Source organism: Streptomyces sp. NPDC006140 (assembly GCF_040628815.1).
GTDB lineage: Bacteria > Actinomycetota > Actinomycetes > Streptomycetales > Streptomycetaceae > Streptomyces.
Map to the genome: position 1 here is coordinate 263,414 of NZ_JBEXTS010000007.1, position 22,084 is coordinate 285,497.

Sequence of the window (22,084 nt, forward strand, 5' to 3'; positions counted from 1 at the left end):
TGTCTGTAAAGAGACTGCGAACCAACAGGAATCCTGTTTGTTGAAATCTTGGCGACGACGCTGAGGAGTGGCGATGACCACCTTCGAGAAGGAACCCGGGCAGCTGTTCATCGGGGGCCGGTGGCGCGAGGCCGCGGACGGGGCGCGTACCGAGGTGGTCGATCCGTCCCGGGGCACGGTCGTCACCACCGTCGCGGAGGCGGGCCCTGCCGACGTCGACGCGGCCGTACGGGCCGCCCGCGCGGCCTGCGAGGACGGCGCCTGGTCCGGGCTGAGCGGCCGTGAGCGGGGCCGGGTGCTGCACCGCGTCGCGCAGCTGATCCGCGAGAACGCCGACGAGATCGCCGCACTGGAGAGCCTCGACGTCGGCAAGCCGATCACGCTGTGCGGCGCGGTCGACGTGACGAACGCGGCCAACGACTACGAGTACTACGCGAACCTCGCCCAGAGCCAGGACGGCGCCCTGCGCGACACCCCCATGAACGCCCTCGCCTACACCAAGCGCGAGCCGCTCGGCGTGGTCGCCGCGATCACCCCGTTCAACTTCCCGCTGATCCTTGCCGGTTCCAAGATCGGCCCGGCGCTCGCGGCCGGCAACACGGTCGTCCACAAGCCCGCCGACGAGACCCCGCTCAGCGCCCTGTACATGGCCCGGCTGTTCCAGGAGGCCGGCGTCCCCGACGGCGTGGTCAACGTCGTGACGGGCGCCGGACCGGTGGCCGGCGAGGCGCTGCTGCGCCACCGGGGCGTCGACAAGGTCGCCTTCACCGGCTCCACGGCGATCGGCCGGCACGTGGCGGCGGTCGCGGGCGAGGCGCTCAAGCCCGTCACCATGGAGCTCGGCGGGAACGCCGCCCACCTCGTCTTCGAGGACGCCGACCTGGAGAAGGCGGTCGGCGCCGTCATCAAGGGCTTCGTCTTCAACACCGGCCAGTTCTGCATGGGCGGCCCGCGCCTGCTGGTGGCCCGCTCGGTCTACTCCACGCTGCTCGGCATCCTCGCCGAGGCCGTGCCGGGCGTGCCGGTCGGCGACCCGCGCGACCCGAACACGGTCATCGGCCCGATGGCGGCCGCGAAGCACCTGAAGAAGGTGGAGGAGTACGTCGCCCTGGCCCGCAAGGAGGGCGCCCGGATCGTCTGCGGCGGCGAGCGGCTCGACCTGGACGGCGGCTACTACTACAAGCCCACCGTCATCGCCGACCTGGCCAACGACTCCCGGGTGATCCAGGAGGAGATCTTCGGCCCCGTCCTCACCGTGCAGCCCTTCGACGACGAGGACGAGGCCGTCGCCCTCGCCAACTCCACGCCGTACGGCCTGGCCTCGGGCGTGCAGACCACCAACCTCGCCCGCGCCCACCGCGTCGCCGACCGGCTCCAGGCCGGCATCGTCTGGGTCAACGACTGGGCGATGCTCGACCCCGCGGTGCCCTTCGGCGGCGTCAAGGACTCCGGCTACGGCCGCGAGTACGGCCCCGAGGCCCTCGCCGGTTACACCAAGGTCAAGTCCGTCGTCGTCTCGCTCGACTGAGCACCGTCGAACTGAGCACCGTCAAGGAGTCATCGCGATGCCCACCACCACCCGTGCCGCGGTCGTCGAGTCCGGCGGCGCGCCCTTCACCCTCTCCGACGTCGTCCTCGACGAGCCCGGCCCGCACGAGGCGCTGGTCCGCATGGTCGCCACCGGCCTGTGCCACACCGACCTCGGCGTGGCGAGCGGCGGACTGCCCTTCCCGCTGCCCGGGGTCCTGGGCCACGAGGGCGCGGGCGTCGTCGAGGCCGTCGGCCCCGCCGTCACCGGCGTCGCGCCCGGCGACCACGTCCTGCTCTCCTTCACCTCCTGCGGCGACTGCCGCAACTGCCGCGGCGGGCACCCCGCGTACTGCGCGACCTGGCTGCCGCTGAACCTGCTCGGCGGCAGCCGGGCCGACGGCACGAGCACCATCAGCCGCGGCGGTCAGGCCCTGGGCGGCCACTTCTTCGGCCAGTCCTCCTTCGCCGAGCGGGCGCTGGCCGACGAGCGGAGCCTCGTCAAGGTCGACCCGGACGTGCCGCTGGAGTCCATCGCCCCGCTGGGCTGCGGTGTACAGACCGGTGTGGGGGCCGTCTGGAACGTGCTGAAGCCGGACACCGGCAGCACGGTCGTCGTCCTGGGCGCCGGAGCGGTCGGCCTGTCGGCCGTGATGGCGGCGGCCCTGACCCCGGCCACCCGGATCGTCGCCGTCGACCGCGTCGCCGAACGCCTGTCGCTCGCCCGCGAACTGGGTGCCACGCACACCGTCGACACGAGCACGACGGAGCTGGGCGAGGCGCTCACCGGCATCACGGACGGTCAGGGCGCGGACGGTGTCGTGGAGACCACGGGCAACGTCGGCGTTCTGCGCCAGGGCGTCGACGCGCTCGCCGCCCGCGGCACCCTGGTCGTCGTCGGCGCCCCGCCCTTCGGCACCGAGGTCTCCCTGGACGTCAACGGCCTGCTCGGCGGCAAGCGGATCGTCGGCCTCACCCTCGGTGACAGCGAGACCCAGACCATGATCCCGGCGCTGGTCCGCCTGGTGAAGGACGGCCGGCTGCCGTTGCACCGCCTGATCGGCACGTATCCCTTCGGGGACATCGACCGGGCGGTGCAGGACATGCGGTCGGGCAAGACGATCAAGCCGGTGCTGATGTTCTGACGCGGTCGGCCGTCATCGCCGGTTCGCCTGAGGGCTCGGGGGGTGCGGAGGAGCGGCGTGTGCGGGTGTGCCGTGGCTCGTCGCGCCGTTCCCCGCGCCCCTTCGGGCGCTCAGTCGTTGACCAGGACCAGCTTTCCCGTGGTGCGGCCCGTGTCGCCTGCGGCGTGGGCCTCCGCGGCGGCGGCCAGGGGGAAGGTCCCGGCGATGGTGGCGCGGAGCCTGCCCGTCGCGGCCAGTTCCGCGATCGTCTCCATGCCGGCCCGGTCGGCGTCGACCAGCATCCGGACCGCCCGGACGCCGAGCCGCCCGGCCTCCTCGTAGAAGTCGTCCGAGCCACCCGGCAGGATCGACACCACGACACCGCCCGGGCGCAGCACGCGCAGGGAACGCAGGGCGGTGTCGCCACCGATCGTGTCCAGGACGACGTCGACGTCCTTCACGGCCTCGGTGAAGTCCGTCTCGCGGTAGTCCACCGCCTCGTCCACGCCGATCCCGCGCAGGAACTCGTGCTTGCCCGCGCTCGCGGTGCCGATCACGTACGCGCCGCGCTCCTTGGCGATCTGCACCGCCACGTGCCCGACCCCGCCGGCGGCGGCGTGGATCAGCACCCGCTGCCCGGGCCGCAGGTCGGCGTGCTCGGTCAGCGCCTGCCACGCGGTGAGCGAGACCAGCGGCAGCGCGCCCGCCTGGACGTGGTCGAGACCGGCCGGCTTGCGCGCGAGGGCACGCACCGGCGCGATGACGTACTCGGCGTGCGAGCCGTGCCCGAACGGGTACGGCAGCATGCCGAAGACCTCGTCACCCGGCGCGAACGCCGCCACGCCGATGCCGACGGCCTCCACCACGCCGGAGACGTCCCAGCCGAGGACGAAGGGCGGCTCGCCCAGGAAGCCGCCGGTGGCGCGGTGCTTCCAGTCGGTCGGATTGACCCCGGCGGCCCGCACCCGGACCAGCACCTCGTTCGGCCGCGGTACCGGGCGCTCGACCTCCACTGCCTTCAGGACCTCGGGGTCACCGAGGACGTCCTGGCTGATGGCTCGCATCGTGTTCCGTGTGCTCATGGTCATCCAGCGTGCCAGCCGGTGATCCACCCCGCCATGGCATGATGGCCACCATTCGATAGGATCGTGCCATGCGGCGTGAGCGAGTGGTGGTCCTGGCCCTGGACGGTGTGTACCCCTTCGAACTGGGCATCCCCAGCCGGATCCTCGGCGCCGCCGACGGCCGCTACGAGGTCCTGACCTGCTCGGCCGACGGCGGCCCGGTGCGCACCGCCGCCGACTTCGGCGTCACCGTGGAGCACGGCCCCGAGGCCCTGGCCACGGCCGGCACGGTGGTGATCGCGCCCGTCGCGCCGTCCCACCTGACCGACGAGGTGCCCGCCGAGGTCCTGGCCGCGCTCGCGGAGATCCGTCCCGGCACCCGCATCGTCTCCATCTGCACCGGCGCCTTCGTCCTGGCCGCCGCGGGGCTCCTCGACGGCCGCCGGGCGACCACCCACTGGCAGGTCGCCGATCACTTCCGGCGCATGTTCCCGCGCGTCGACCTCGACCCGGACGTGCTGTTCGTCGACGACCACCCGTTCCTCACCTCGGCCGGAGCCGCCTCCGGCGTCGACGTCTGCCTCCATCTCGTCCGCAAGGACCACGGCAGCCGGCTGGCCAACACCGTCGCCCGCCGCTGCGTGGTCCCGCCGTTCCGGGACGGCGGCCAGGCCCAGTACATCGAGCAGCCCGTCCCCGAACAGGGTGCCGCGAGCACCGCCGCGACCCGCGCCTGGGCCCTGGAACGCCTCGGTGAACCGCTCACCCTGGCCGACCTCGCGGGCCACGCCCGGATGAGCCGGCGCACCTTCGCCCGCCGCTTCCACGACGAGGTGGGCCTCAGCCCCGGCCGCTGGCTGATCCAGCAGCGCGTCTCCCGTGCCCGGCACCTGCTGGAGTCCAGCGACCTCACCGTGGACCAGATCGCCGGCCGGGTCGGCTTCGCGACCGGCGCCTCCCTGCGCCAGCACCTGCACGCGGCCATCGGCGTCTCCCCGCAGGCCTACCGCCGCACGTTCCAGAGCGCCCGCTGACCTCGCCCCGGCCCGGCCCCGATCAACTGGGCGGGATGCAAAGCCATTTGTCGACGTGTGGCTTTCTGTCGGAGCGTGACGGAACCCTCACGTCCGCCGGGGGTCGAGGTTGATCCTTTCGGGTTCAAACCCGATAAGGTTCCGATCGGCGCTGCGAGTTGACGCGATCGCGTCCGGTCACCTCGCGGTGCGTACTCATGAGTGCGGTCCACACACCCCCCGTTCGATCGTGTTGCTTCGAAGGATGCAGATGGAACTCGCCACTCCGCCACCGGCGGCGCGGGCCCCTGTCGCCTGGTACAGCTGGTGGTTGATGCCGCTGGGCCTGGGAGGCGGGACGCTTGCCGCCACGTTCATGAGCTCGGAGCGAATAACCGCGGCCGTCGCCGGTGTCGCGGCGACGGCGGCCAGCGCCGTGTGCGTACGCCTGCTGCTGCGCACCCGGGCCCAGCTGCACCGGGCGGAGGGCTCCTTCCGCACCACGCAGGCCGAGCACAACCAGCAGTGGCAGCAGCATGTGGCCGGCCTGGAACGGAAGTTCTCCGCCGAGCGCGCCACCCTGGAGTCCCAGCTCACCGAGCAGAACGCGGCGTACGAGCGGCGCCTGGCCGACCAGAGCGCCACGTACGAGACGCAGCTCGCCGACCAGTCGAGGGCCTACGAGGAGCGGCTGGCCGAGCAGGCCAAGTCCTACGAGGCGCAGCTCGCCGACCAGGCCGAGGTCTGGCAGGAGCAGCTCTCCCACCAACTCGCCGCGGTCGCCCTGCTCGCCGACGAGCAGCTGCCCGACGCGATGGACAAGCTCCGCTCCGGTGAGGCCATCGACGACGTCCTGCCGAGCGTCAACCAGTGCGCCAAGGTCAGTGCCGACCTCCAGGCCGAGCTGCGCAAGGTGCTGCGCACCGCCCTGATCGGCCTGGAGGCGGAGTTCGACCGCTCCACCTCCGCGGAGCAGGCCGTCATCAGCATCGGCAACCGCATCCACGTGCTGACGAGCAAGCTGCGCGGCCGGCTGCACGAGATGCAGGGCGAGCACGGCAGGCTGCCGGCCGTCGCCCGGGGCCTGATGGAGCTCGACCAGGAGATCGGCCCCGCCGACTGCCTCGCGGCCAGCATCGGCGTGCTCGGCGGCTCGGACCGGCCCGGGCGGCAGTGGCAGGAGCCCCAGCGGCTGCTGAGCGTGGTGCGCGGCGGTATCGGCCGGATCAAGGACTTCCACCGCGTCCAGGTCCGCCACCTGCCCGAACTCGGCGTCGACGGCGGCCTCGTGGACCACCTCACGCTGATCTTCGCCCACCTGCTGGACAACGCGGCCCGCTATTCGCCGCCCACCGAACCGGTGCTGATCTCCGGCAAGGAGGTCCCCAACGGCGTCGGCATCGAGATCCAGGACTCCGGCAAGGGCCTGAGCGAGGAGAAGAAGCGCGAGGCCGAGCACGCCCTCGCGGGCACCGCGCCCGGCGCGGGCCTCGGCGGCATCACCGAGGACGCCAGCATCGGCCTGCGCGTCGTCGGCGCCCTCGCCCGCCGCTACGGCATCCGCGTCACCTTCGCGGACTCGCCGTGGCTCGGCACCTCCGTGGTGGTCGTGGTCCCGCACAAGTACTTCAGCCCGCTGCCCACGGCCGCGACCGCCCAGGCCCCGGCCACCCCGGCCGCACCCCCCGCCGAGGTCCGCACCGCCGCGGCCGCCCCGGCCCGCGAGACGGCCACCGCACCGGCGGCGGACGCGCGGGCCGAGGCCGTGGAGACCACGCCCGGCGGTCTGCCCCGCCGCCGCAGCAAGCGGAACGAGACGGAGGGGCCCAGGCAGGCCGAGCGGACCGACCGGAGCACCGTCGCCGCCGTCCCGCCCGACGCCTCCTTCTCCGGCCTCGCCGCCTTCGCCACCGCCGGACGCGACGCCGCGGAGGCCTCCTGGGCGGACGACGCCCACGACACCCCCGGCGGACGCGAGTCCACCGAGCACCGCACCGAAGAGAGCGACTAGTCCTCATGACGCAACAAGGAACAGATGTGAGCTGGGCGCTCCGCGATCTCGTCGAGAGCATCCAGGAGATCCGTTTCGCCCTCGTGGCCTCCAGCGACGGCAAGGCCATCACCTCCTACGGCGCCGAAGACCCCGACGACGTCGACCGCTTCGCCGCCGTGGTCGCCGGCCTGCAGGCCCTGGCCCAGCCGGTCGCCGAGCAGTTCCCCAAGTACGCAGGCCAGCTGCGGCTGGCGATGATCGAGGTCGACGGCGGACACCTCTTCGTCGTCCGCGCCGGAGTCGAGACGTACCTCGGCGTCCTCGCCCGGGAAGGCCTCGACCAGGGCCTGCTGGGGCACCAGATGAGGGACCTGGCCCGCAGGATGGGTGAACTCCTCGGCACCACTCCGCGCCTGGAGGAGCACTCTGGATGAGTGCTCCCCGCAGGCCGTCGGACCCGTCCGGTCTCGAGCGCTACTACGTCCTCACCGGAGGGCGCAGCGGACCGGGCGGTTCGGCGTCGAGCCTCGACGTGGCGACCCTGGTCGTCGCCCGTGCCGCCCCGTTACCGGGCATGCAGCACGAGCACGAGGAGATCCTGCGCCGCTGCCGCGACCCGCTGTCGGTCGCCGAACTCGGCGCTCATCTCGGGCTGCCCTTCAACATTCTCGCGGTGCTGCTGTCGGACCTGCTGGACGCAGGTCGCGTCGAAGCCCGTAACCCCATCCCGGCACACGAAGCCGGCCGCGGGCCCGACCTCGCGCTCCTTGAGGAGGTACTCAGTGGACTTGAAAGGCTTTGACCAACCCGGAGGCTCGGCCGGGGACACCCGCTCGGTCAAGGTGATGATCGCCGGCGGGTTCGGCACCGGGAAGACCACCATGGTCCGGTCGGTCAGCGACATCAAGCCGCTCACCACCGAGGAGACCCTCACCCAGGCCAGCGCCGACGTCGACCACCTCATCGGCGTCGCCGACAAGACGCAGACCACCGTCAGCCTCGACTTCGGCAAGATCGGCATCAACGAGAGCCTGGTGCTGTACCTGTTCGGCACGCCGGGCCAGGAGCGGTTCTGGTTCCTGTGGAACGGGCTGTTCAAGGGGGCCCTCGGCGCGGTCGTCCTGGTGGACACGCGCCGCCTGGAGTCCAGTTTCCGGGCGATCGAGGAGATGGAGCGGCTGGAAGTCCCCTTCGTGGTCGCGCTGAACGTCTTTCCCGACTCGCGGAACTACCCGGTGGAGGAGATCAGGGACGCCCTGGACATCCCGGCGCACACCCCGGTCGTGGCCTTCGACGCCCGCGACCGGGCCTCCAGCCGGGACGTCCTGGTCGCACTGATCCACCATCTGAAGGAACGCTCGGCCGTGGCCCTGGAGCCCCGATGAACGATTCGACCGACCCCACCCTCCAGGCCGTGCGGGGCTGCCCCGTCGCCCACCACGGAGCCGACCTGACCCGGCTGTACGGCCCGGAGGCCGCGACCGACCCGGCGAGCATCTACGAGCGGCTGCGCAAGGAGCACGGCTCGGTCGCGCCGGTGCTGCTCGAAGGCGATGTGCCCGCCTGGCTGGTCCTCGGCTACCGCGACAACCGGCGCGTGCTCGACAACCCTCGCCAGTTCAGCCGGGACGCCCGGATCTGGCGGGACTGGCGCGAGGGACGGATCGAGGAGACCTCGCCGATCATGCCGATGGTCGGCTGGCGCCCCGACTGCGTGTCCCAGGACGGCGAACCGCACCGCAGGCTGCGTGGCGCCGTCACCGACGGGCTGCAGGCGGCGGCCGCCCGGGGCATCCGGCGGCACGTCACGTACTTCGCGAACAAGCAGATCGACGCGTTCGCCGACACCGGGCACGCCGACCTCGTGGCCGACTACGCCGAGCAACTGCCGATGCTCGTGCTCACCAGGATGCTGGGCCTTCCCGCGGCGGACGCGCAGCGCCTGATCGAGTCGTGCGCCCAGGTCCTCAAGGGCGGTGAGGGCGCCCTCGAGCACAACGAGCGGATCATGGAGATCCTCGCGGAACTCGCCGAGCGCAAGCGGGCCGAACCGGGCTCCGACTTCGCCACGGCCCTGCTGAAGCACCCGGCCGGCCTCGACCACGACGAGGTCGTCAGCCATCTGCGCCTGGTGCTGATCGCCGCGCACACCACCACCAGCAACCTGCTGGCCCGGGTCCTGCAACGGGTCCTCACCGACGCCGCCCGGCTCTCCGGTCTGGTCAGCGGGGAGCTGAACGTCTCCTCGGTGGTGGAAGAGGTCATGTGGGACACCCCGCCGCTGTCCGTGCTGCCGGGCCGGTTCGCCACCGCCGACCTGGAGCTCGGCGGCCACCACGTCCAGGAGGGAGAACTGCTCATCCTGGGCCTGGCCGCCGGCAACGTCGACCCGGAGGTACGGCCCGACTCGGCCGTCGCCGTGCAGGGCAACCAGTCGCACCTGGCGTTCAGTTCCGGACCGCACGAGTGCCCGGGGCAGAACATCGGCCAGTCCATCATCGAGATCGGCGTGGACGTCCTGCTGCACCGGCTGCCGGACCTGCGCCTGGCCGTACCGCCGGAGGAACTCAGCTCGACCGCCTCCACGTGGGAATCCCGGCTGGACAGCCTGCCGGTCGAGTTCGCCATCTAGGCCACGGCGACGGACCGTTGCCCGGCCGGCTTTTCCGGCCGGGCAACGCCGTGCGTGGGTGCAGCAGGGGCCGTTCGGGGCCTTCAGGATCGAGGCGTCAGCCGTCGAGCCAGTCGCCCGCGACGCCCGTGGGACGGTATCCCGTGGCGTTCCAGAGGAAATGCGGGTGGGCGCAGCCGAACATGTAGGCGAGCAGTGCGGTGTCCTCCCTCCCGGTCCGAGGGTCGTGCAGGGTGTGGAACCTCTCGGATCCGACCACGCCGGCGTCTTGCTGGACACGACGGGCGCGGTCCGGCGACGGTGCGGCGCTGGATGCCTCCACGGCGGCGATGTAGGTCCGGCGCAAGATCTCCCAGGTGCTGTCCGTGTCGCCGTACCAGGGGCCGTGCAGTGCTTCGAAGGCATGAAGCTCGGCGTCGAACAGGCGCCATGCCTGGGGGTGTTGGGCTCGGCAGCGTGCGGACAGCTCGGCGGTCCGGGTGCTCAGTGCCGGTGCGGTGGGCCGCGGGGCGATGGTGAGGGTCGTGCCATGGGTGAGGATGCCGGTGCACGGGTTGGGCTGCAGGTCGCACAGCGGGCAGTCCTCGGCCGGGGGGAGGCCCTGGGTGATGCCGTCGAACCACAGGGCGTGGCGGCCCGTGAGCCCCATCCAGACGATGGTCGTGGTCATCAGCCAGGTGTTCCACATCGGGCTGTGGGCCTCGGGCATGCAGCCGTACTTGACCAGGGCTATCGCGCAGGCGGCGTAGAACGCCTTGGTGTGGGTGGGCATGTCGGCGAGCCAGAAGTTGCTGATCTCGCCGGTGAGGGCGTCGGCTCGTACGTCGGCCATGTCGTCGATGACACGGCACAGCAGCAGGGAGGCGAGGTTTTCCTCCTGCCAGAGTTCGGTGTCGGGGGCGACGTGCCAGAACAGGCAGTCCAGCATCTGCAGGGCCGAGTAGGTGCTCTGGTCGAGCGGGTTGGTCTGGGGGAGCGTGACGCTGCCCGCGTCGTGCTGTCGGAGCCAGTACTCGTCGACGGATCGTTTGTGCGCTGCGAAGAGTCCGGAGACCAGGGCCCGCGCGCCGTTGGCGCTGAAACTCTCGGCCAGGCGGCTTTCGACGTGTCGGGTGAGGCGCGTTGTGTCGATGGTGTCGATCACGCGTTTGTATTCGTGGAAGACGAGGATGTCGTCCTCGAAGCGGTGGCGGTGGCCGAGGTCTCGTTCGAGGTCGTTCATCTGCCGGGTCCAGGACCATCCACCGGTCAGGACACTGTCGAGTTCCCGGCGGTGCGGCCAGGTCTTGACGGCGAGGGGACGACCGGCGCTCTGCCGCCAACGGTAGTCGTCCAGCGTGCGCGCGGGGGGCGTGGGCAGCCGACGGCACAGCGGGCAGGCGCAGACGGCGGTCTGCTCTTCCTCGCGCGGCGGGGTGAGTGCCCGGCTCCTCCAGGCGCCTTCCAGCATCGTGCAGGCCAGTCTGCAGACCTCGACATCGGTGCTGACCTGGGGGAAGGCTGTTTCTATCAGGCGCAGGCCGGTGTCTAGGTGCCGCAACCTGGCGTAGCCCTCCTCGTCGGGCGGGAGGAACGCGGGCTGCGCCGGACGGAGGGCTCCCTCCAGATGCAGCGTGGTGCCGGAGTGGGGGGAGCCGAATGCGTTCAGCCGCTGCTGAGCGGCGTTCTGGGAACTTCGGTACTGCTCCGTGCTCCCCTTGATGTGTTTCGCCAAGAGGCCGGCGAGGGTGTTCCCCGCCTCCGTGGGCTGGAGCTGGGCGCTTGGCTGCGCCGGGAGCGAGCTGTCGGCGGACGCCTTCGGAACAGCACCTGCGACTCGAGATTTCACACCGGTCTCCCCATGAACTGTGGTCCTGGCAACGGAATCGATCGACCGTGGTCGTTGACCGGCATGATCAGGAAGCACGCGCGGACCCGTCAGGCGTAGCGCGACCACTGGATCCGAGAGGCGCAGCTTCGCCCGAGGCGGGTGGGTGGCCGACGGGGATGTCGAAGGGCAGGTCGAACCGGACGTCCTGAGGCATGTGCTTCCTTTCGGGAGACGGACCGCAGAGTCCCCCCACCCCTGCGAGCGGACGGTTCCGTGACCGCCCGCACACTCGAACTGGGCTTCGCAGTCCGAAAGTTGAACCGAGAAGCGGTACGAGGCTGCCCACGGCGTGAATAAGCCATTCCGTGACCGCGCCGTGATCTCCGTTACTGCCCGAAGCGCATGAGCTGCGTATACTCCCTCGTCCCTCACCCGGTACCGGCTGGTCCGCCGAACCTCCGGAGCCTCGGAACGCCACACTGGCCGGAGTCCGTTCGACGACTCTCCAGGAGGCGCACCGACGATGACGTCCGCACCCGCACGCAGCGCTGAGCAGCGCACCAAGGACACCCTGCACCGTCTCGAACACGACGTGGACGCCTGGGTCGCCACGGCCGACGGCACGTCGGGGACGCCGTACCTCGTCCCGCTGTCGTTCCTCTGGAACGGCTCGTACCTGCTGTTCGCCACACCCGCGTCGAGCCCCACCGGGCGGAACCTCGCCGCGACCGGCCGGGCCCGGGTGGGCATCGGGCCGACCCGCGACGTGGTCATGGTGGACGGCACCGTGGAGACCGTCCAGCCCGCCGAGCTGACCGAGGAGGACGCCGAACTCTTCGCTGCCAAGACCGGCTTCGACCCCCGCCGCCTCGCCACGCCGTACCTCTACTTCCGCGTGGTGCCGCGGCGGGTGCAGGCCTGGCGGGAGGCCGACGAGCTGGACGGCCGCGAACTCATGCGCGACGGACGGTGGTTGACGGCCGACTGAATCGGCCGGACCGGGATATCCGCAAGGTACAGGGCCGCGGGGCACGAACGCCCCGCGGCCGGAATCCCGCGGAGGAGACATGGCACTGGTGAAAGCGGGGGTCCTCGTGCTCGACTGTGCCGAGCCCGAGAAGCTCGCCGTGTTCTACAAGGAACTGCTGGAGGGTGAGGAGGCGGACGCGACGGCCAACCGCGTGGAGATCAGGAGCGCCGACGGCTTCCGGATCGCCCTGCGCCGGGACGTCAACGCGACCCCGCCGAGCTGGCCACGTCCCGAGAACTCCCTCCAGGCGCACCTGGAGTTCGTGGTGGACGACCTCGACGCGGTGGAACGCCGCGTCATCAGCCTCGGCGGCCGTCCGCTGGAGGCCAAGGAGGCCTCGGGCCCCTTGGAGGAGCGCGGCTACGCCGACCCGGCGGGCCACTCCTTCACCCTGCGCCGGACCGCGCCGACCGCACCCAAGCAGGGCTGACCCGACCGGCCTGGCGGCAGCCCGGCGGTGAACAGGGCGAGCAGTGCGGTGAGGGCGAAGTCCAGGCCGGTGACGCCGGCCGGGACGAGAGAGCGACGATCAAGGCGGACGGCTGACCGCACAGGCCGGCCCCGCCCGGCCCGGGGCCGGGCGGGGCCGCGCCGCCGTCAGTCCCGGCCGCCCTTCTCGCCCACCGGCCAGGTGCCGGTCGAACGCTCGATGGCCTTGGCGCCCGCGCGGTCCACGGCGCTGCGCACCACGGCGAAGATGGCGCCCTGGATCGCGGCGGCCAGCAGGATCTCGCCCCAGCCGCGGTCCTTGTCCAGCGCGTCGGGCGCGTCCTCCTCGTGCCGGATCGCCATCCACGTCTTGCGGAAGGCGAGCCCGGCCAGCCAGCCGCCGGACCAGCCGAGCACGAAACCCACGGGCTGGTAGGCGAGGGACATCTTCTTCTTCTTGGCCACGGGGATCTCCTTGATAGCTGAAAGGGGTGGTGGAAGTGGTCAGGGTGTGTGCGCGGCCGGGACCCGCTCCTCGGCGCGGACCGGCCCGGGCGGAGTGCCGTCACCGAACGGCCGGCCGCCCAGCTCCTCGCGGTGGTGCGGGGTCAGCCAGCCGGACAGGTCCGGCCCCAGGGGCACGATGCGGGTCGGGTTGATGCCCGTGTGCACCTGGTAGTAGTGCCGCTTGATGTGGTCGAAGTCGACGGTGTCGCCGAACCCGGGCGTCTGGTAGAGGTCGCGGACGTACCCCCACAGCACCTGGTTCTCCGTCAGCTTCCAGCGGTTGCATTTGAAGTGACCGTGGTAGACGGCGTCGAAACGCACGAGCGTGGTGAACAGCCGGATGTCCGCCTCGGTGATCGTGTCGCCGACCAGGTACCGCTGCCGCTCCAGGCGGTCGGCGAGCAGCTCCAGCCGCCGGAACACGCCCGCGCAGGCGGCCTCGTACTCCTCCTGCCCGGTGGCGAACCCCGCCCGGTAGACGCCGTTGTTGACGTCCTCGTAGACGTCCGCCATCACCTCGTCGATCTCGTCGCGCAGCCGCTCCGGGTACAGGTCGGGCGCCCCCTCCCGGTGCAGGGCCGTCCATTCGGTCGCGAGGTCGAGGGTGAGCTGCTGGTAGTCGTTGGTGACCAGCTTCCCGCTGGGGACGTCCACGACGGCGGGCACGCTGACCCCGCCGGGGTGGTCCGTCTCGCGGCGGTCGTACGCCTCACTCAGATAGCGGATGCCGAGGACCGGGTCGCGGCCGTCCTCGTCCAGCGTGAAGCGCCAGCTGCGGTCGTCCTGGACCGGGTCGGCGACGGCCAGGGACAGCGCGTCCTCCAGCCCGAGCAGCCGCCGGGAGACCAGCGACCGGCTCGCCCACGGGCAGGCACGGCTGACGACCAGGCGGTAGCGGCCGGCCTCCACCGGCCAGCCGTCCCGGCCGTCCGCCGTGATGCGGTCCGTGAAATGCGCCTTGGACCGCTTGAACGTCCTCTTTCCGTAGGCGCTGTTGCCGCCGTCGCCGTCGTCGCGGCTCATGGGGAAGACCTCCTTGCCGTACGTGTGGCCTGCTTGTCGTGCGTGTGCCCTGGTGAACGCGTTCCCCGTTTTCCGCGGACGGCACGGTGTGAGCACCGCCGACCGGGGCAATCGGCGGGGGTGACTGAAGAAGGATCTGATCGGAGGACACGCGTCACCGTGCTGGTGGCGCTCGCGGCCAATCTGGTGATAGCGGCCGCCAAGGCCGTCGGCGGTCTGGCCGCCGCATCGCCCGCCCTGCTGTCGGAGGCGGCCCATTCGGTGGCCGACAGCCTGAACGAGGTGTTCTTACTGGCGGCCCTGCGCCGCAGCCGCCGCCCCGCCGACCGGCGTCACCCTTTCGGCTACGGCAAGGAGCGGTTCTTCTGGTCGCTCCTCGCGGCCGTCGGGATCTTCGTGATGGGAGGCTGCTTCTCCTTCTTCCAGGGCTTCGAAGCCCTGACGAGCGGAGCGGCGGAGGATCTCGGCGGCTATGTGGCCGGCCTGGTCGTGCTCGGCATCGCCCTCCTCGCGGAGGGCGGCTCCCTGCTGCGGGCCCTGTATCAGGTGCGCCGGCAGGGCGGTGGGCGCGAGGGGCTGCGGGACCCCGCCCTGCGGACGGTCGTCGCCGAGGACGGCACGGCGGTGCTCGGCGTCACGCTGGCCATCGCGGGCATGGCGCTGCACATGGTCACCGGCCAGGTGGTGTGGGAGGCGGCCGCCTCGCTCGCGATCGGCACGCTGCTGGTCTACGTCGCCTACCGGCTGGGCCGCGACGCCCGCGACCAGCTGATCGGCGAGGCGGCCGACCCGGAGGCGAGCGGGCGGATCCAGGCACTGCTGCGGGCGCAGCCCGAGATCGACAGCGTGGAGGCGCTGTTCACGATGAAGACCGGCCTCGACTCGGCCCTGGTGGCGGCCCGGGTCGATCTGGTGCCGGGCCTGGACAGCGAGCGGGTCGAGGAGGTCGCGGTGCGCATCAAGCGCTCCATCGCGAGGACGGTGCCCGAGGCCGACCAGATCTTCCTCGACGTCACGGACCGTGTCGCGCGCGAGGCAGCGGAAAGCCCCGCCGCGACGGGGGAGCGCGGCGGGGCCTGACCCACGCGTGCCCCGCCGCCGACGGTTCATGCACCCCGACCGGAAAATTTCCCCCCGCCGACTCCACCCCGCCCGCAGCCGGCCGCCCTGCCCTCCGGCACGGCAGGTCACGCCGGCTGCCGGGCGGACCGGCGTACCCTCCGGCACGGCCGCTGAGGACACCCCCGGCCGGAAACCGGGAACCCGGTCAGTCGTCCTCGGTCGGCTCCAGGACGAAGACCGGGATCTCGCGGTCCGTCTTCTTCTGGTACTCGGCGTACGCCGGATACGCCGCGACCGCACGCTCCCACCACTCGGCCTTCTCCGCGCCCGTGACCTCACGGGCCGTCATGTCCCGCTTGACCGGCCCGTCCTGGAGCTCCACGTGCGGGTCGGACTTGAGGTTGAAGTACCAGACCGGGTGCTTCGGCGCCCCGCCGAGGGAGGCCACCGCGGCGTACCGCCCCTCGTGCTCCACCCGCATCACCGGACTCTTGCGCAGCTTCCCGGTCCGGGCGCCCCGCGAGGTCAGCACCACCACCGGCATCCTGGAGCCCTGCAGGGTCGTCCCCCGCGTGCCCCCGGAACTCTCGTACAGCTCCACCTGCTCGCGCACCCACCGCGTAGGGCTGGGTTCGTACTCGCCCTCAAGAGGCATGGCAACCGTCCTCCCGTCGCGTCCACGACTGACCGACTGCCGCCTGCAACACCCGAAGGCCCGGGAATCATCCGCACCCCGCCGATTCCCGGCCACGCACCTCACCCCGGCGCCACCGCCATCCGCACGGCCAGCGCCGTCATCACCCCGCTCGCGACGAACGCCGTCACCAGCCGGCCCCGACGCCCCGTCAGCGCCCGGCCCAGCAGCGCACCGCCCCCGGCGAGCAGCACCTGCCAGCTCGCGGAGGCCGCGAAGGCGGCCAGCACGAACACGCCCTGCTCCAGCGGCCCGGCCGGCCCCGTGGCGTGGGAGCCGAGCACGAGTGCCGCGAAGTAGACCACGGTGGTGGGGTTGAGCAGGGTGATGCCGAGCAGCCCCCAGAACGCCCGGGCCGGACGCGGGGGAGCGGGGGCCGTCCGCGTGGCGAGCCGCCGGCCGCGGTACGCGCGCAGCGCGCCGACCGCGCCCCACACCGCCAGCGCGAGCAGCACCAGCACACAGACCCACCGCAGCGGCCCGAGCACCGGCCGCAGCGCGGTGGCCAGGGCCGTCCCGCCGAGCGTCGCCGCGAGGGCGTACAGCCCGTCGGCGGTGGCGACGCCGAGCGCGGCGCAGACACCGGTGCGCAGGGACGTGCGGGCGGTGAGGGAGACGAGGTAGGTGCCGACCGCTCCGACGGGGACGGCGATGCCGTAGCCGGCGAGCAGCCCGGCGACGAGCGCGGCGGTCATGACCGCGGCGCGGTCGGCCCTCCACGGCGGCCGGACGTCTGCTGTCGGCGCGCGGCGGAAGCGGCGGCGGACAGCGACGGACGGGCATCGAAGAAAGACATGGCCGGATCCTGACCCCTGCCCCGCCCCACCCACAACCGGTTTTGGATCCCGTTCGAACAGGAAGACGGCGTTCCTCGGCCAAGTTGCACGTCAGCACCGATCTGGCCGAACTTCACGTCGCTCCATAGATGCCTGGGGCATCTAATGATGATCGGCACGACGCACTCTTCGTCTGCGAGGTCTTCATGACGGACACGACCGCACCCGCCGAACCCGTCACCTTCCCCCAGAGCCGAACCTGCCCCTTCCACCCGCCCACCGGCTACGAGCCGCTGCGCGCCGAGCGCCCCCTGACCCGGATCACCCTCTTCGACGGCCGCGAGGCCTGGCTCGTGACCGGCCACGCGACCGCCCGCGCGCTGCTGGCCGACCCGCGCCTGTCGTCCAACCGCGACCGCCCCGGCTTCCCCGTCCCCACCAAGCGCTTCGCCGGGATCCGCAACCGCCGCACCGCCCTGCTGGGCGTCGACGACCCCGAACACCGCACCCAGCGGCGCATGGTCGTCGGGGACTTCACCCTCAAACGGGCCGTCGAACTCCGGCCGCGCATCCAGCGGATCGTGGACGAACGCCTCGACGCGATGATCGCCCAGGGGCCGCCCGCCGACCTGGTGAGCGCCTTCGCGCTGCCCGTGCCGTCCATGGTGATCTGCGCCCTGCTCGGGGTCCCGTACGCCGACCACGACTTCTTCGAGACCCAGTCGCGACGGCTGCTGCGCGGCCCGGAGACCGCCGACGTGCTGGACGCCCGGGAGCGGCTGGAGGCGTACTTCGGCGAGCTGATCGACCGCAAGCGGCGCGATCCCGGCCCAGGCCTGCTGGACGACCTGGTCCAGCGGCAGTCGCGCGACGGCGGGCTCGACCGCGAGGGCCTCATCGCCATGGCCCTCATCCTGCTGGTCGCGGGCCACGAGACGACCGCCAACATGATCTCGCTCGGCACCTTCACCCTGCTCCAGCACCCCGAGCGGCTCGCCGAGCTGCGCGCCGACCCGGAGCTGGTGCCCACCGCGGTCGAGGAGCTGATGCGGATGCTGTCCATCGCGGACGGCCTGCTGCGCCTCGCCGTCGAGGACATCGAGGTGGCCGGCACCACGATCCGCAGGGGGGACGGCGTGGTCTTCGCGACCTCCCTCATCAACCGCGACGAGACCGTCTACCCCGAGCCGGACACGCTCGACTGGAACCGCCCCGCCCGTCACCACGTCGCGTTCGGCTTCGGCATCCACCAGTGCCTCGGCCAGAACCTCGCCCGCGCCGAACTCGAGATCGCCCTGCGCACCCTCTTCGACCGGCTGCCCGGCCTGCGCCTGGCCGCCCCGGCCGAGGAGATCCCCTTCAAACCGGGCGACACGATCCAGGGGATGCTGGAACTCCCCGTGACCTGGTAAGAGGCTTCGGGAATGCGCATCGACATCGACAAGGACGTCTGCATCGGCGCGGGCCAGTGCGCCCTCACCGCCCCGGACGTGTTCACCCAGGACGACGACGGCTACAGCACCGTGCTGCCCGGCCGGGAGGACGGCGGCGGCAGCCCCCTGCTGCGGGAGGCGGCCCGCGCCTGCCCGGTGAGCGCCATCACCGTCTCCGAGACCGTGGGCTGACGCCGTAGCTCATCCGGCGCGCAGGAGCAGCCGGGCCGCCTCGCGCGCCTCGGCGGCGGGCCCGGCGCTCCTGGTGACGCCCGCCGTGACCATCGCACCCTCGGCCAGCAGGAACAGCTGCCCGCCCAGCGCGGCGGGCAGCCCCGCCGCCGCGACGAGGGAGTCGAGGTACTCCCGGAAGGCCCGCTTGTGCGCCCGCACCTGCGCGGCCACCCGCGCGGACGTGGCGCCCAGCTCGCCGTACGCGTTGATCCACGCGCAGCCGCGGAAGTCCGGCTCGCCGAACCACCCGCCCAGCCAGTCGAACACGGCCAGGATCCGCTCCTCGGGCTCCCCCTGCCGCTCGACGTACTCGGCCAGCCGCCCGCGCCAGCGCGCGTCCCGCCGCTCCAGATACGCCTCCACCAACTGCTCCTTCGCCGGGAACAGCTGGTAGAGCCGCTTGAGCGAGACCCCGGACGCGCCGCGGACGTCGTCCATGCCGACCGACTGCACGCCCCGCCCGTAGAACAGCTCCTCGGCGGCGTCCAGGGCCCGCTCCCGGGCCTCCGCACGGTCCATGAACGACCCCTCCTTGACGCGAGAACGAGCGTTCTCCTACCGTAGCAGCCACCCTGGAGAACGCTCGTTCTCCGCCGCTGACCGGGGAGGATCCATGACCGACCGCCCGCCGCTGCCGCCGTTCACCCGCGAGAGTGCCGCGCGCAAGGTCCAGGCCGCCGAGGACGCCTGGAACACCCGCGACCCGCACCGGGTCGCCCTCGCCTACACGGAGGACTCCGTCTGGCGCAACCGCGACACCTTCGTCACCGGCCGGGCCGCGATCGTCGAGTTCCTGACCCGCAAGTGGGAACGCGAGCGGGAGTACGCGCTGCGCAAGGACCTGTGGGCCTTCGACGGCAACCGCATCGCCGTCCGCTTCCAGTACGAGTGCCGCGACGCCGAGGGGCAGTGGTGGCGCTCCTACGGCAACGAACTGTGGGAGTTCGACGCGCACGGCCTGATGGCCCGCCGCGAGGCGAGCATCAACGACGTGCCGATCGAGGAGCGCGAGCGCCGCATCCACGGCCCCCGGCCGGAGTCGGAACGCGGAGCCGGCTTCCCCGTCCGGTGAGCCCCGGGGAGTCGCTAGGGTTTCCGGGATGACCGAACAGGCCGCCGCCCGCAAGCCCTTCCTCTACGTCGTCGTCTGCGCCGCCGGCATCGCCGCGGACGTCAGCAAACTGATCACCGCCGCGCAGGAGCGGGACTGGGAGGCCGGGGTCATCGCGACGCCGGTCGCCCTGAACGGCTTCTTCGACACCGCCGCCGTCGAGACGCAGACGGGCCGCCCGATCCGGTCGGCCTGGCGCACCCCGGGCGAGCCGCGCCCGTTCCCCGCCCCGGACGCCGTGGTCGTCGCGCCCGCCACCTTCAACACCGTCAACAAATGGGCGGCCGGCATCGCCGACACCCTCGCCCTGGGCACCCTCTGCGAGGCGGCGGGCCTCGGTGTGCCGATCGCCGTCCTGCCCTGCGTGGCCGACGCGCTGGCCGCCCACCCCGCCTACCGCGACAGCGTCGAACGGCTGCGGGGGATGGGCGTACGGTTCGGCGCGCCGTACACCGGAGAGCCGGGACCGGACGGGGAGCGGCCGGAGTTCGGGTGGGAGCGGGCCCTGGACCTCATCGAGCGCGGCTGACCGCCCGGCCCCGCGAACGGCCTTCCGGCACGGTCAGTCGCAGCCGACCGTCGGCCCCTCCAGCATGCCGCCGGTGTACAGCGCCTGCCCGCGCGGCATCCAGTAGCCCAGCTTCGAGACGACCGTCGAGCAGGCCGAGGCCAGTGCGACCCGGACGCGCACGGTGGCGGGACGGCCCGGCTGGAGGTCGGTGAGAGCGCAGTCCACGGAGTGCGTCAGCCGGTCCCGCGACGGGGCCCGGCCGATCAGCGGGTTGACGCACCGGCTGTCCGCCGTGCTGATCCGCACCCCCGTGCTCTCCTCGCCGATCAGCCCGAAGCGCGCGCTGCCGTCGCCCTGCTCGCTGTCGCGGTACACGGTGTACGTCAGCGTGGTCGTGGTCCCGGGGCGCAGGCTCCCCGGCTCGACCTCCACGCGGTGGGTGGGCCGCTGCTTCGGCGCGGTCAGGGTGAGCCTGGCCCGGACCGTGCCGCGCAGGTCCACACCGGCGGGCGTGGAGCGGACGCGCACGGCGGCGGTGACGTCGTAGGTCCCCGGGCCGGGGTACGGCTGCGAACCGGGCAGCGGCCCGGAGGCGACGGTCACGCCGTCGCGCCCGGCGGTCCAGCTGCCGGAGGTCAGGCAGGCGTACCGCACGGGCGTCCCGGGGCGGCGGCAGGTCGCGGGTGCCGAGACCGCCGTCACCGGGGTGCCGCTGCCCACGCACAGGCTGACGGCCGCCCGCTCGCCCCGCTCGCCGCGCAGGACGCCCGCGGGCGCGCAGAGCGTCGCCGGAGCGTCCGCGGCCGGTGCCGGGGACCGGACCTCGGGCCGCGGCGGGACCGGCCGGCTCCAGCCGGCCGAGGCAAGGGCCAGGGACACCGCGGCCGCCCCGGTCAGGATCCTGAGCGTCCTCCGTCGTGCCGCCACGCGTCCTCCCGTACGAGACCGGCCGGCCCGGCACCGGCCACCTGCGCCGAGGATGCGGCAGCGGGCGGACCGCCCCGCCGCTCCCACGCCGGGGCCGTCACCTGGGGGCAGCAACGCTGACGGGCCGTCAGCTCGACCGGCTCGACTCGCCTTCGAGCGCACACGAGCACGTACGCTCCCCTGGTAACCCCTCCCGAAGGCAGGAGCAGCAACCATGCAGTACGTGAAGCTCGGTTCGACGGGCCTGGACGTCTCGCGGATCTGTCTGGGGTGCATGACCTACGGGGTGCCCGACCGCGGCACGCACGAGTGGACCCTCGACGAGGAGGCCTCGCGCCCCCTGATCCGGCAGGCGGTCGAGGCGGGTGTCACCTTCTTCGACACGGCGAACATGTACTCCGACGGCACCAGCGAGGAGATCGTCGGCCGGGCCCTGCGCGACTTCGCGCGCCGCGACGAGATCGTGCTCGCGACGAAGGTGTACTACCCGATGCGCCCCGGACCGAACGGCGGCGGACTGTCCCGCAAGGCGATCATGACCGAGCTCGACCGGAGCCTCGCCCGCCTCGGCACCGACTACGTCGACCTCTACCAGATCCACCGCTTCGACCCGCACACCCCCGTCGAGGAGACGATGGAGGCCCTGCACGACGCCGTCAAGGCCGGCAAGGTCCGCTACATCGGGGCGAGTTCGATGTACGCCTGGCAGTTCTCCAAGATGCAGTACACCGCCCGGCTGAACGGCTGGACCCGCTTCGTGTCCATGCAGAACCACTACAACCTGATCTACCGCGAGGAGGAGCGCGAGATGCTGCCCCTCTGCGCGGACCAGGGCGTGGGCGTACTGCCCTGGAGCCCGCTCGCCCGCGGCCGCCTCACCCGCGACTGGGACACCACGACCGAGCGCGGCGCCACCGACCCCTTCGCCGGCAAGTTGTACCAGGAGGGCGACCGCACCATCGTCGAGGCGGTCACCCGCATCGCCGGGGAGCGGGGCGTGCCCCGCGCCCAGGTCGCCCTCGCCTGGCTGCTGCACCAGGACACGGTGACGTCCCCGATCGTCGGCGCGTCGAAGCCGCGGCACCTGGAGGACGCCGTGGCGGCCGTCGACCTGCACCTCGACGAGAAGGAACTCGAGGAACTCGAGCGGCCCTACACCCCCCACCCCATCGCCGGTCACTGAC

24 protein-coding genes are annotated in these 22,084 nt (G+C 72.3%); 16 read left to right on the top strand and 8 right to left on the bottom strand.

Annotated elements, in window-relative coordinates; genetic code table 11:
• The first annotated feature begins 73 nt into the window (after positions 1–73).
• Positions 74–1,528, top strand: coding sequence for an aldehyde dehydrogenase family protein (locus ABZ386_RS20475; RefSeq protein WP_358965461.1), 1,455 nt, complete (start codon positions 74–76; stop codon positions 1,526–1,528).
• 37 nt (positions 1,529–1,565) lie between these two features.
• Positions 1,566–2,672: an NAD(P)-dependent alcohol dehydrogenase gene (locus ABZ386_RS20480; protein WP_351335684.1), complete on the top strand. Its 1,107-nt coding sequence runs from the start codon at positions 1,566–1,568 to the stop codon at positions 2,670–2,672.
• A 110-nt stretch (positions 2,673–2,782) separates the two neighbouring features.
• On the opposite strand, the gene ABZ386_RS20485 is transcribed toward ABZ386_RS20480, so the two are convergent.
• A complete protein-coding gene (locus ABZ386_RS20485; protein ID WP_356504138.1) occupies positions 2,783–3,733 on the bottom strand; it encodes an NADP-dependent oxidoreductase in 951 nt (316 codons plus the stop codon).
• 71 nt (positions 3,734–3,804) lie between these two features.
• Here ABZ386_RS20485 and ABZ386_RS20490 point away from each other — a divergent pair, with 71 nt between their 5' ends.
• The 6 genes from ABZ386_RS20490 to ABZ386_RS20515 all read left to right on the top strand — a co-directional run bounded on the left by ABZ386_RS20490 (position 3,805) and on the right by ABZ386_RS20515 (position 9,353).
• On the top strand, positions 3,805–4,749 hold the full coding sequence (locus ABZ386_RS20490) for a helix-turn-helix domain-containing protein (protein ID WP_351335678.1): 945 nt from the start codon (positions 3,805–3,807) through the stop codon (positions 4,747–4,749).
• 250 nt (positions 4,750–4,999) lie between these two features.
• Complete coding sequence (locus ABZ386_RS20495) at positions 5,000–6,739, top strand: ATP-binding protein (RefSeq protein ID WP_351335675.1); 1,740 nt, start codon at positions 5,000–5,002, stop codon at positions 6,737–6,739.
• 5 nt (positions 6,740–6,744) lie between these two features.
• Positions 6,745–7,155, top strand: a complete 411-nt coding sequence (locus ABZ386_RS20500; protein WP_003994857.1) for a roadblock/LC7 domain-containing protein — start codon at positions 6,745–6,747, stop codon at positions 7,153–7,155.
• A complete protein-coding gene (locus tag ABZ386_RS20505) occupies positions 7,152–7,523 on the top strand; it encodes a DUF742 domain-containing protein (RefSeq protein WP_104784390.1) in 372 nt (123 codons plus the stop codon). Before ABZ386_RS20500 ends, ABZ386_RS20505 begins: the two co-directional genes overlap by 4 nt.
• Entirely contained in the window at positions 7,504–8,106 is a 603-nt protein-coding gene (locus ABZ386_RS20510; RefSeq protein ID WP_351335671.1) for an ATP/GTP-binding protein, read from the top strand. The genes ABZ386_RS20505 and ABZ386_RS20510 overlap by 20 nt, the downstream gene beginning before the upstream one ends.
• Complete coding sequence (locus ABZ386_RS20515) at positions 8,103–9,353, top strand: cytochrome P450 (protein ID WP_358965463.1); 1,251 nt, start codon at positions 8,103–8,105, stop codon at positions 9,351–9,353. Before ABZ386_RS20510 ends, ABZ386_RS20515 begins: the two co-directional genes overlap by 4 nt.
• A gap of 97 nt (positions 9,354–9,450) precedes the next feature.
• Here ABZ386_RS20515 and ABZ386_RS20520 read toward each other — a convergent pair whose 3' ends face one another.
• The gene (locus ABZ386_RS20520) at positions 9,451–11,067 is read right to left on the bottom strand and encodes a hypothetical protein (protein WP_356673966.1); all 1,617 of its coding nucleotides are present in this window, start codon (positions 11,065–11,067) and stop codon (positions 9,451–9,453) included.
• 619 nt (positions 11,068–11,686) lie between these two features.
• On the opposite strand from ABZ386_RS20520, the gene ABZ386_RS20525 reads away from it, so the two are divergent.
• Together ABZ386_RS20525 and ABZ386_RS20530 are read left to right on the top strand one after the other, a co-directional pair.
• Entirely contained in the window at positions 11,687–12,151 is a 465-nt protein-coding gene (locus tag ABZ386_RS20525; protein ID WP_114257000.1) for a pyridoxamine 5'-phosphate oxidase family protein, read from the top strand.
• Between the two features lie 79 nt (positions 12,152–12,230).
• The gene (locus tag ABZ386_RS20530; protein ID WP_114257001.1) at positions 12,231–12,623 is read left to right on the top strand and encodes a VOC family protein; all 393 of its coding nucleotides are present in this window, start codon (positions 12,231–12,233) and stop codon (positions 12,621–12,623) included.
• 167 nt (positions 12,624–12,790) lie between these two features.
• Here the strand turns inward: ABZ386_RS20530 and ABZ386_RS20535 are convergent, their stop codons facing one another.
• Entirely contained in the window at positions 12,791–13,087 is a 297-nt protein-coding gene (locus tag ABZ386_RS20535; RefSeq protein ID WP_114257002.1) for a DUF4235 domain-containing protein, read from the bottom strand.
• Between the two features lie 39 nt (positions 13,088–13,126).
• Positions 13,127–14,152 (bottom strand): glutathione S-transferase C-terminal domain-containing protein, encoded by a 1,026-nt coding sequence (locus ABZ386_RS20540; RefSeq protein ID WP_351335662.1) that lies wholly within the window; start codon positions 14,150–14,152, stop codon positions 13,127–13,129.
• 120 nt (positions 14,153–14,272) lie between these two features.
• Between ABZ386_RS20540 and ABZ386_RS20545 the strand changes: the two genes are divergently transcribed.
• Positions 14,273–15,232 carry a cation diffusion facilitator family transporter gene (locus tag ABZ386_RS20545; protein WP_356505220.1) on the top strand — a complete coding sequence of 320 codons (960 nt, stop codon included), beginning with the start codon at positions 14,273–14,275 and terminating at the stop codon, positions 15,230–15,232.
• 187 nt (positions 15,233–15,419) lie between these two features.
• Here ABZ386_RS20545 and ABZ386_RS20550 read toward each other — a convergent pair whose 3' ends face one another.
• Together ABZ386_RS20550 and ABZ386_RS20555 are read right to left on the bottom strand one after the other, a co-directional pair.
• Complete coding sequence (locus ABZ386_RS20550; protein WP_355728551.1) at positions 15,420–15,869, bottom strand: nitroreductase family deazaflavin-dependent oxidoreductase; 450 nt, start codon at positions 15,867–15,869, stop codon at positions 15,420–15,422.
• Positions 15,870–15,970: 101 nt separating this feature from the next.
• Positions 15,971–16,603, bottom strand: a complete 633-nt coding sequence (locus ABZ386_RS20555) for a LysE family transporter (RefSeq protein ID WP_358965465.1) — start codon at positions 16,601–16,603, stop codon at positions 15,971–15,973.
• A gap of 287 nt (positions 16,604–16,890) precedes the next feature.
• Between ABZ386_RS20555 and ABZ386_RS20560 the strand changes: the two genes are divergently transcribed.
• Both ABZ386_RS20560 and ABZ386_RS20565 read left to right on the top strand, forming a co-directional pair.
• Positions 16,891–18,096, top strand: a complete 1,206-nt coding sequence (locus ABZ386_RS20560; RefSeq protein ID WP_358965467.1) for a cytochrome P450 — start codon at positions 16,891–16,893, stop codon at positions 18,094–18,096.
• A 12-nt stretch (positions 18,097–18,108) separates the two neighbouring features.
• A complete protein-coding gene (locus ABZ386_RS20565; RefSeq protein WP_114257008.1) occupies positions 18,109–18,309 on the top strand; it encodes a ferredoxin in 201 nt (66 codons plus the stop codon).
• Between the two features lie 9 nt (positions 18,310–18,318).
• Here the strand turns inward: ABZ386_RS20565 and ABZ386_RS20570 are convergent, their stop codons facing one another.
• Positions 18,319–18,870 carry a TetR/AcrR family transcriptional regulator gene (locus tag ABZ386_RS20570; RefSeq protein WP_358965469.1) on the bottom strand — a complete coding sequence of 184 codons (552 nt, stop codon included), beginning with the start codon at positions 18,868–18,870 and terminating at the stop codon, positions 18,319–18,321.
• Between the two features lie 94 nt (positions 18,871–18,964).
• Between ABZ386_RS20570 and ABZ386_RS20575 the strand changes: the two genes are divergently transcribed.
• Both ABZ386_RS20575 and ABZ386_RS20580 read left to right on the top strand, forming a co-directional pair.
• Positions 18,965–19,423, top strand: a complete 459-nt coding sequence (locus ABZ386_RS20575) for a nuclear transport factor 2 family protein (RefSeq protein WP_355728913.1) — start codon at positions 18,965–18,967, stop codon at positions 19,421–19,423.
• A gap of 28 nt (positions 19,424–19,451) precedes the next feature.
• Entirely contained in the window at positions 19,452–19,991 is a 540-nt protein-coding gene (locus ABZ386_RS20580; RefSeq protein WP_358965471.1) for a flavoprotein, read from the top strand.
• A 33-nt stretch (positions 19,992–20,024) separates the two neighbouring features.
• On the opposite strand, the gene ABZ386_RS20585 is transcribed toward ABZ386_RS20580, so the two are convergent.
• On the bottom strand, positions 20,025–20,900 hold the full coding sequence (locus ABZ386_RS20585) for a hypothetical protein (RefSeq protein WP_358965473.1): 876 nt from the start codon (positions 20,898–20,900) through the stop codon (positions 20,025–20,027).
• 214 nt (positions 20,901–21,114) lie between these two features.
• Between ABZ386_RS20585 and ABZ386_RS20590 the strand changes: the two genes are divergently transcribed.
• A complete protein-coding gene (locus tag ABZ386_RS20590; protein WP_351335635.1) occupies positions 21,115–22,083 on the top strand; it encodes an aldo/keto reductase in 969 nt (322 codons plus the stop codon).
• Position 22,084: the final 1 nt, after the last annotated feature.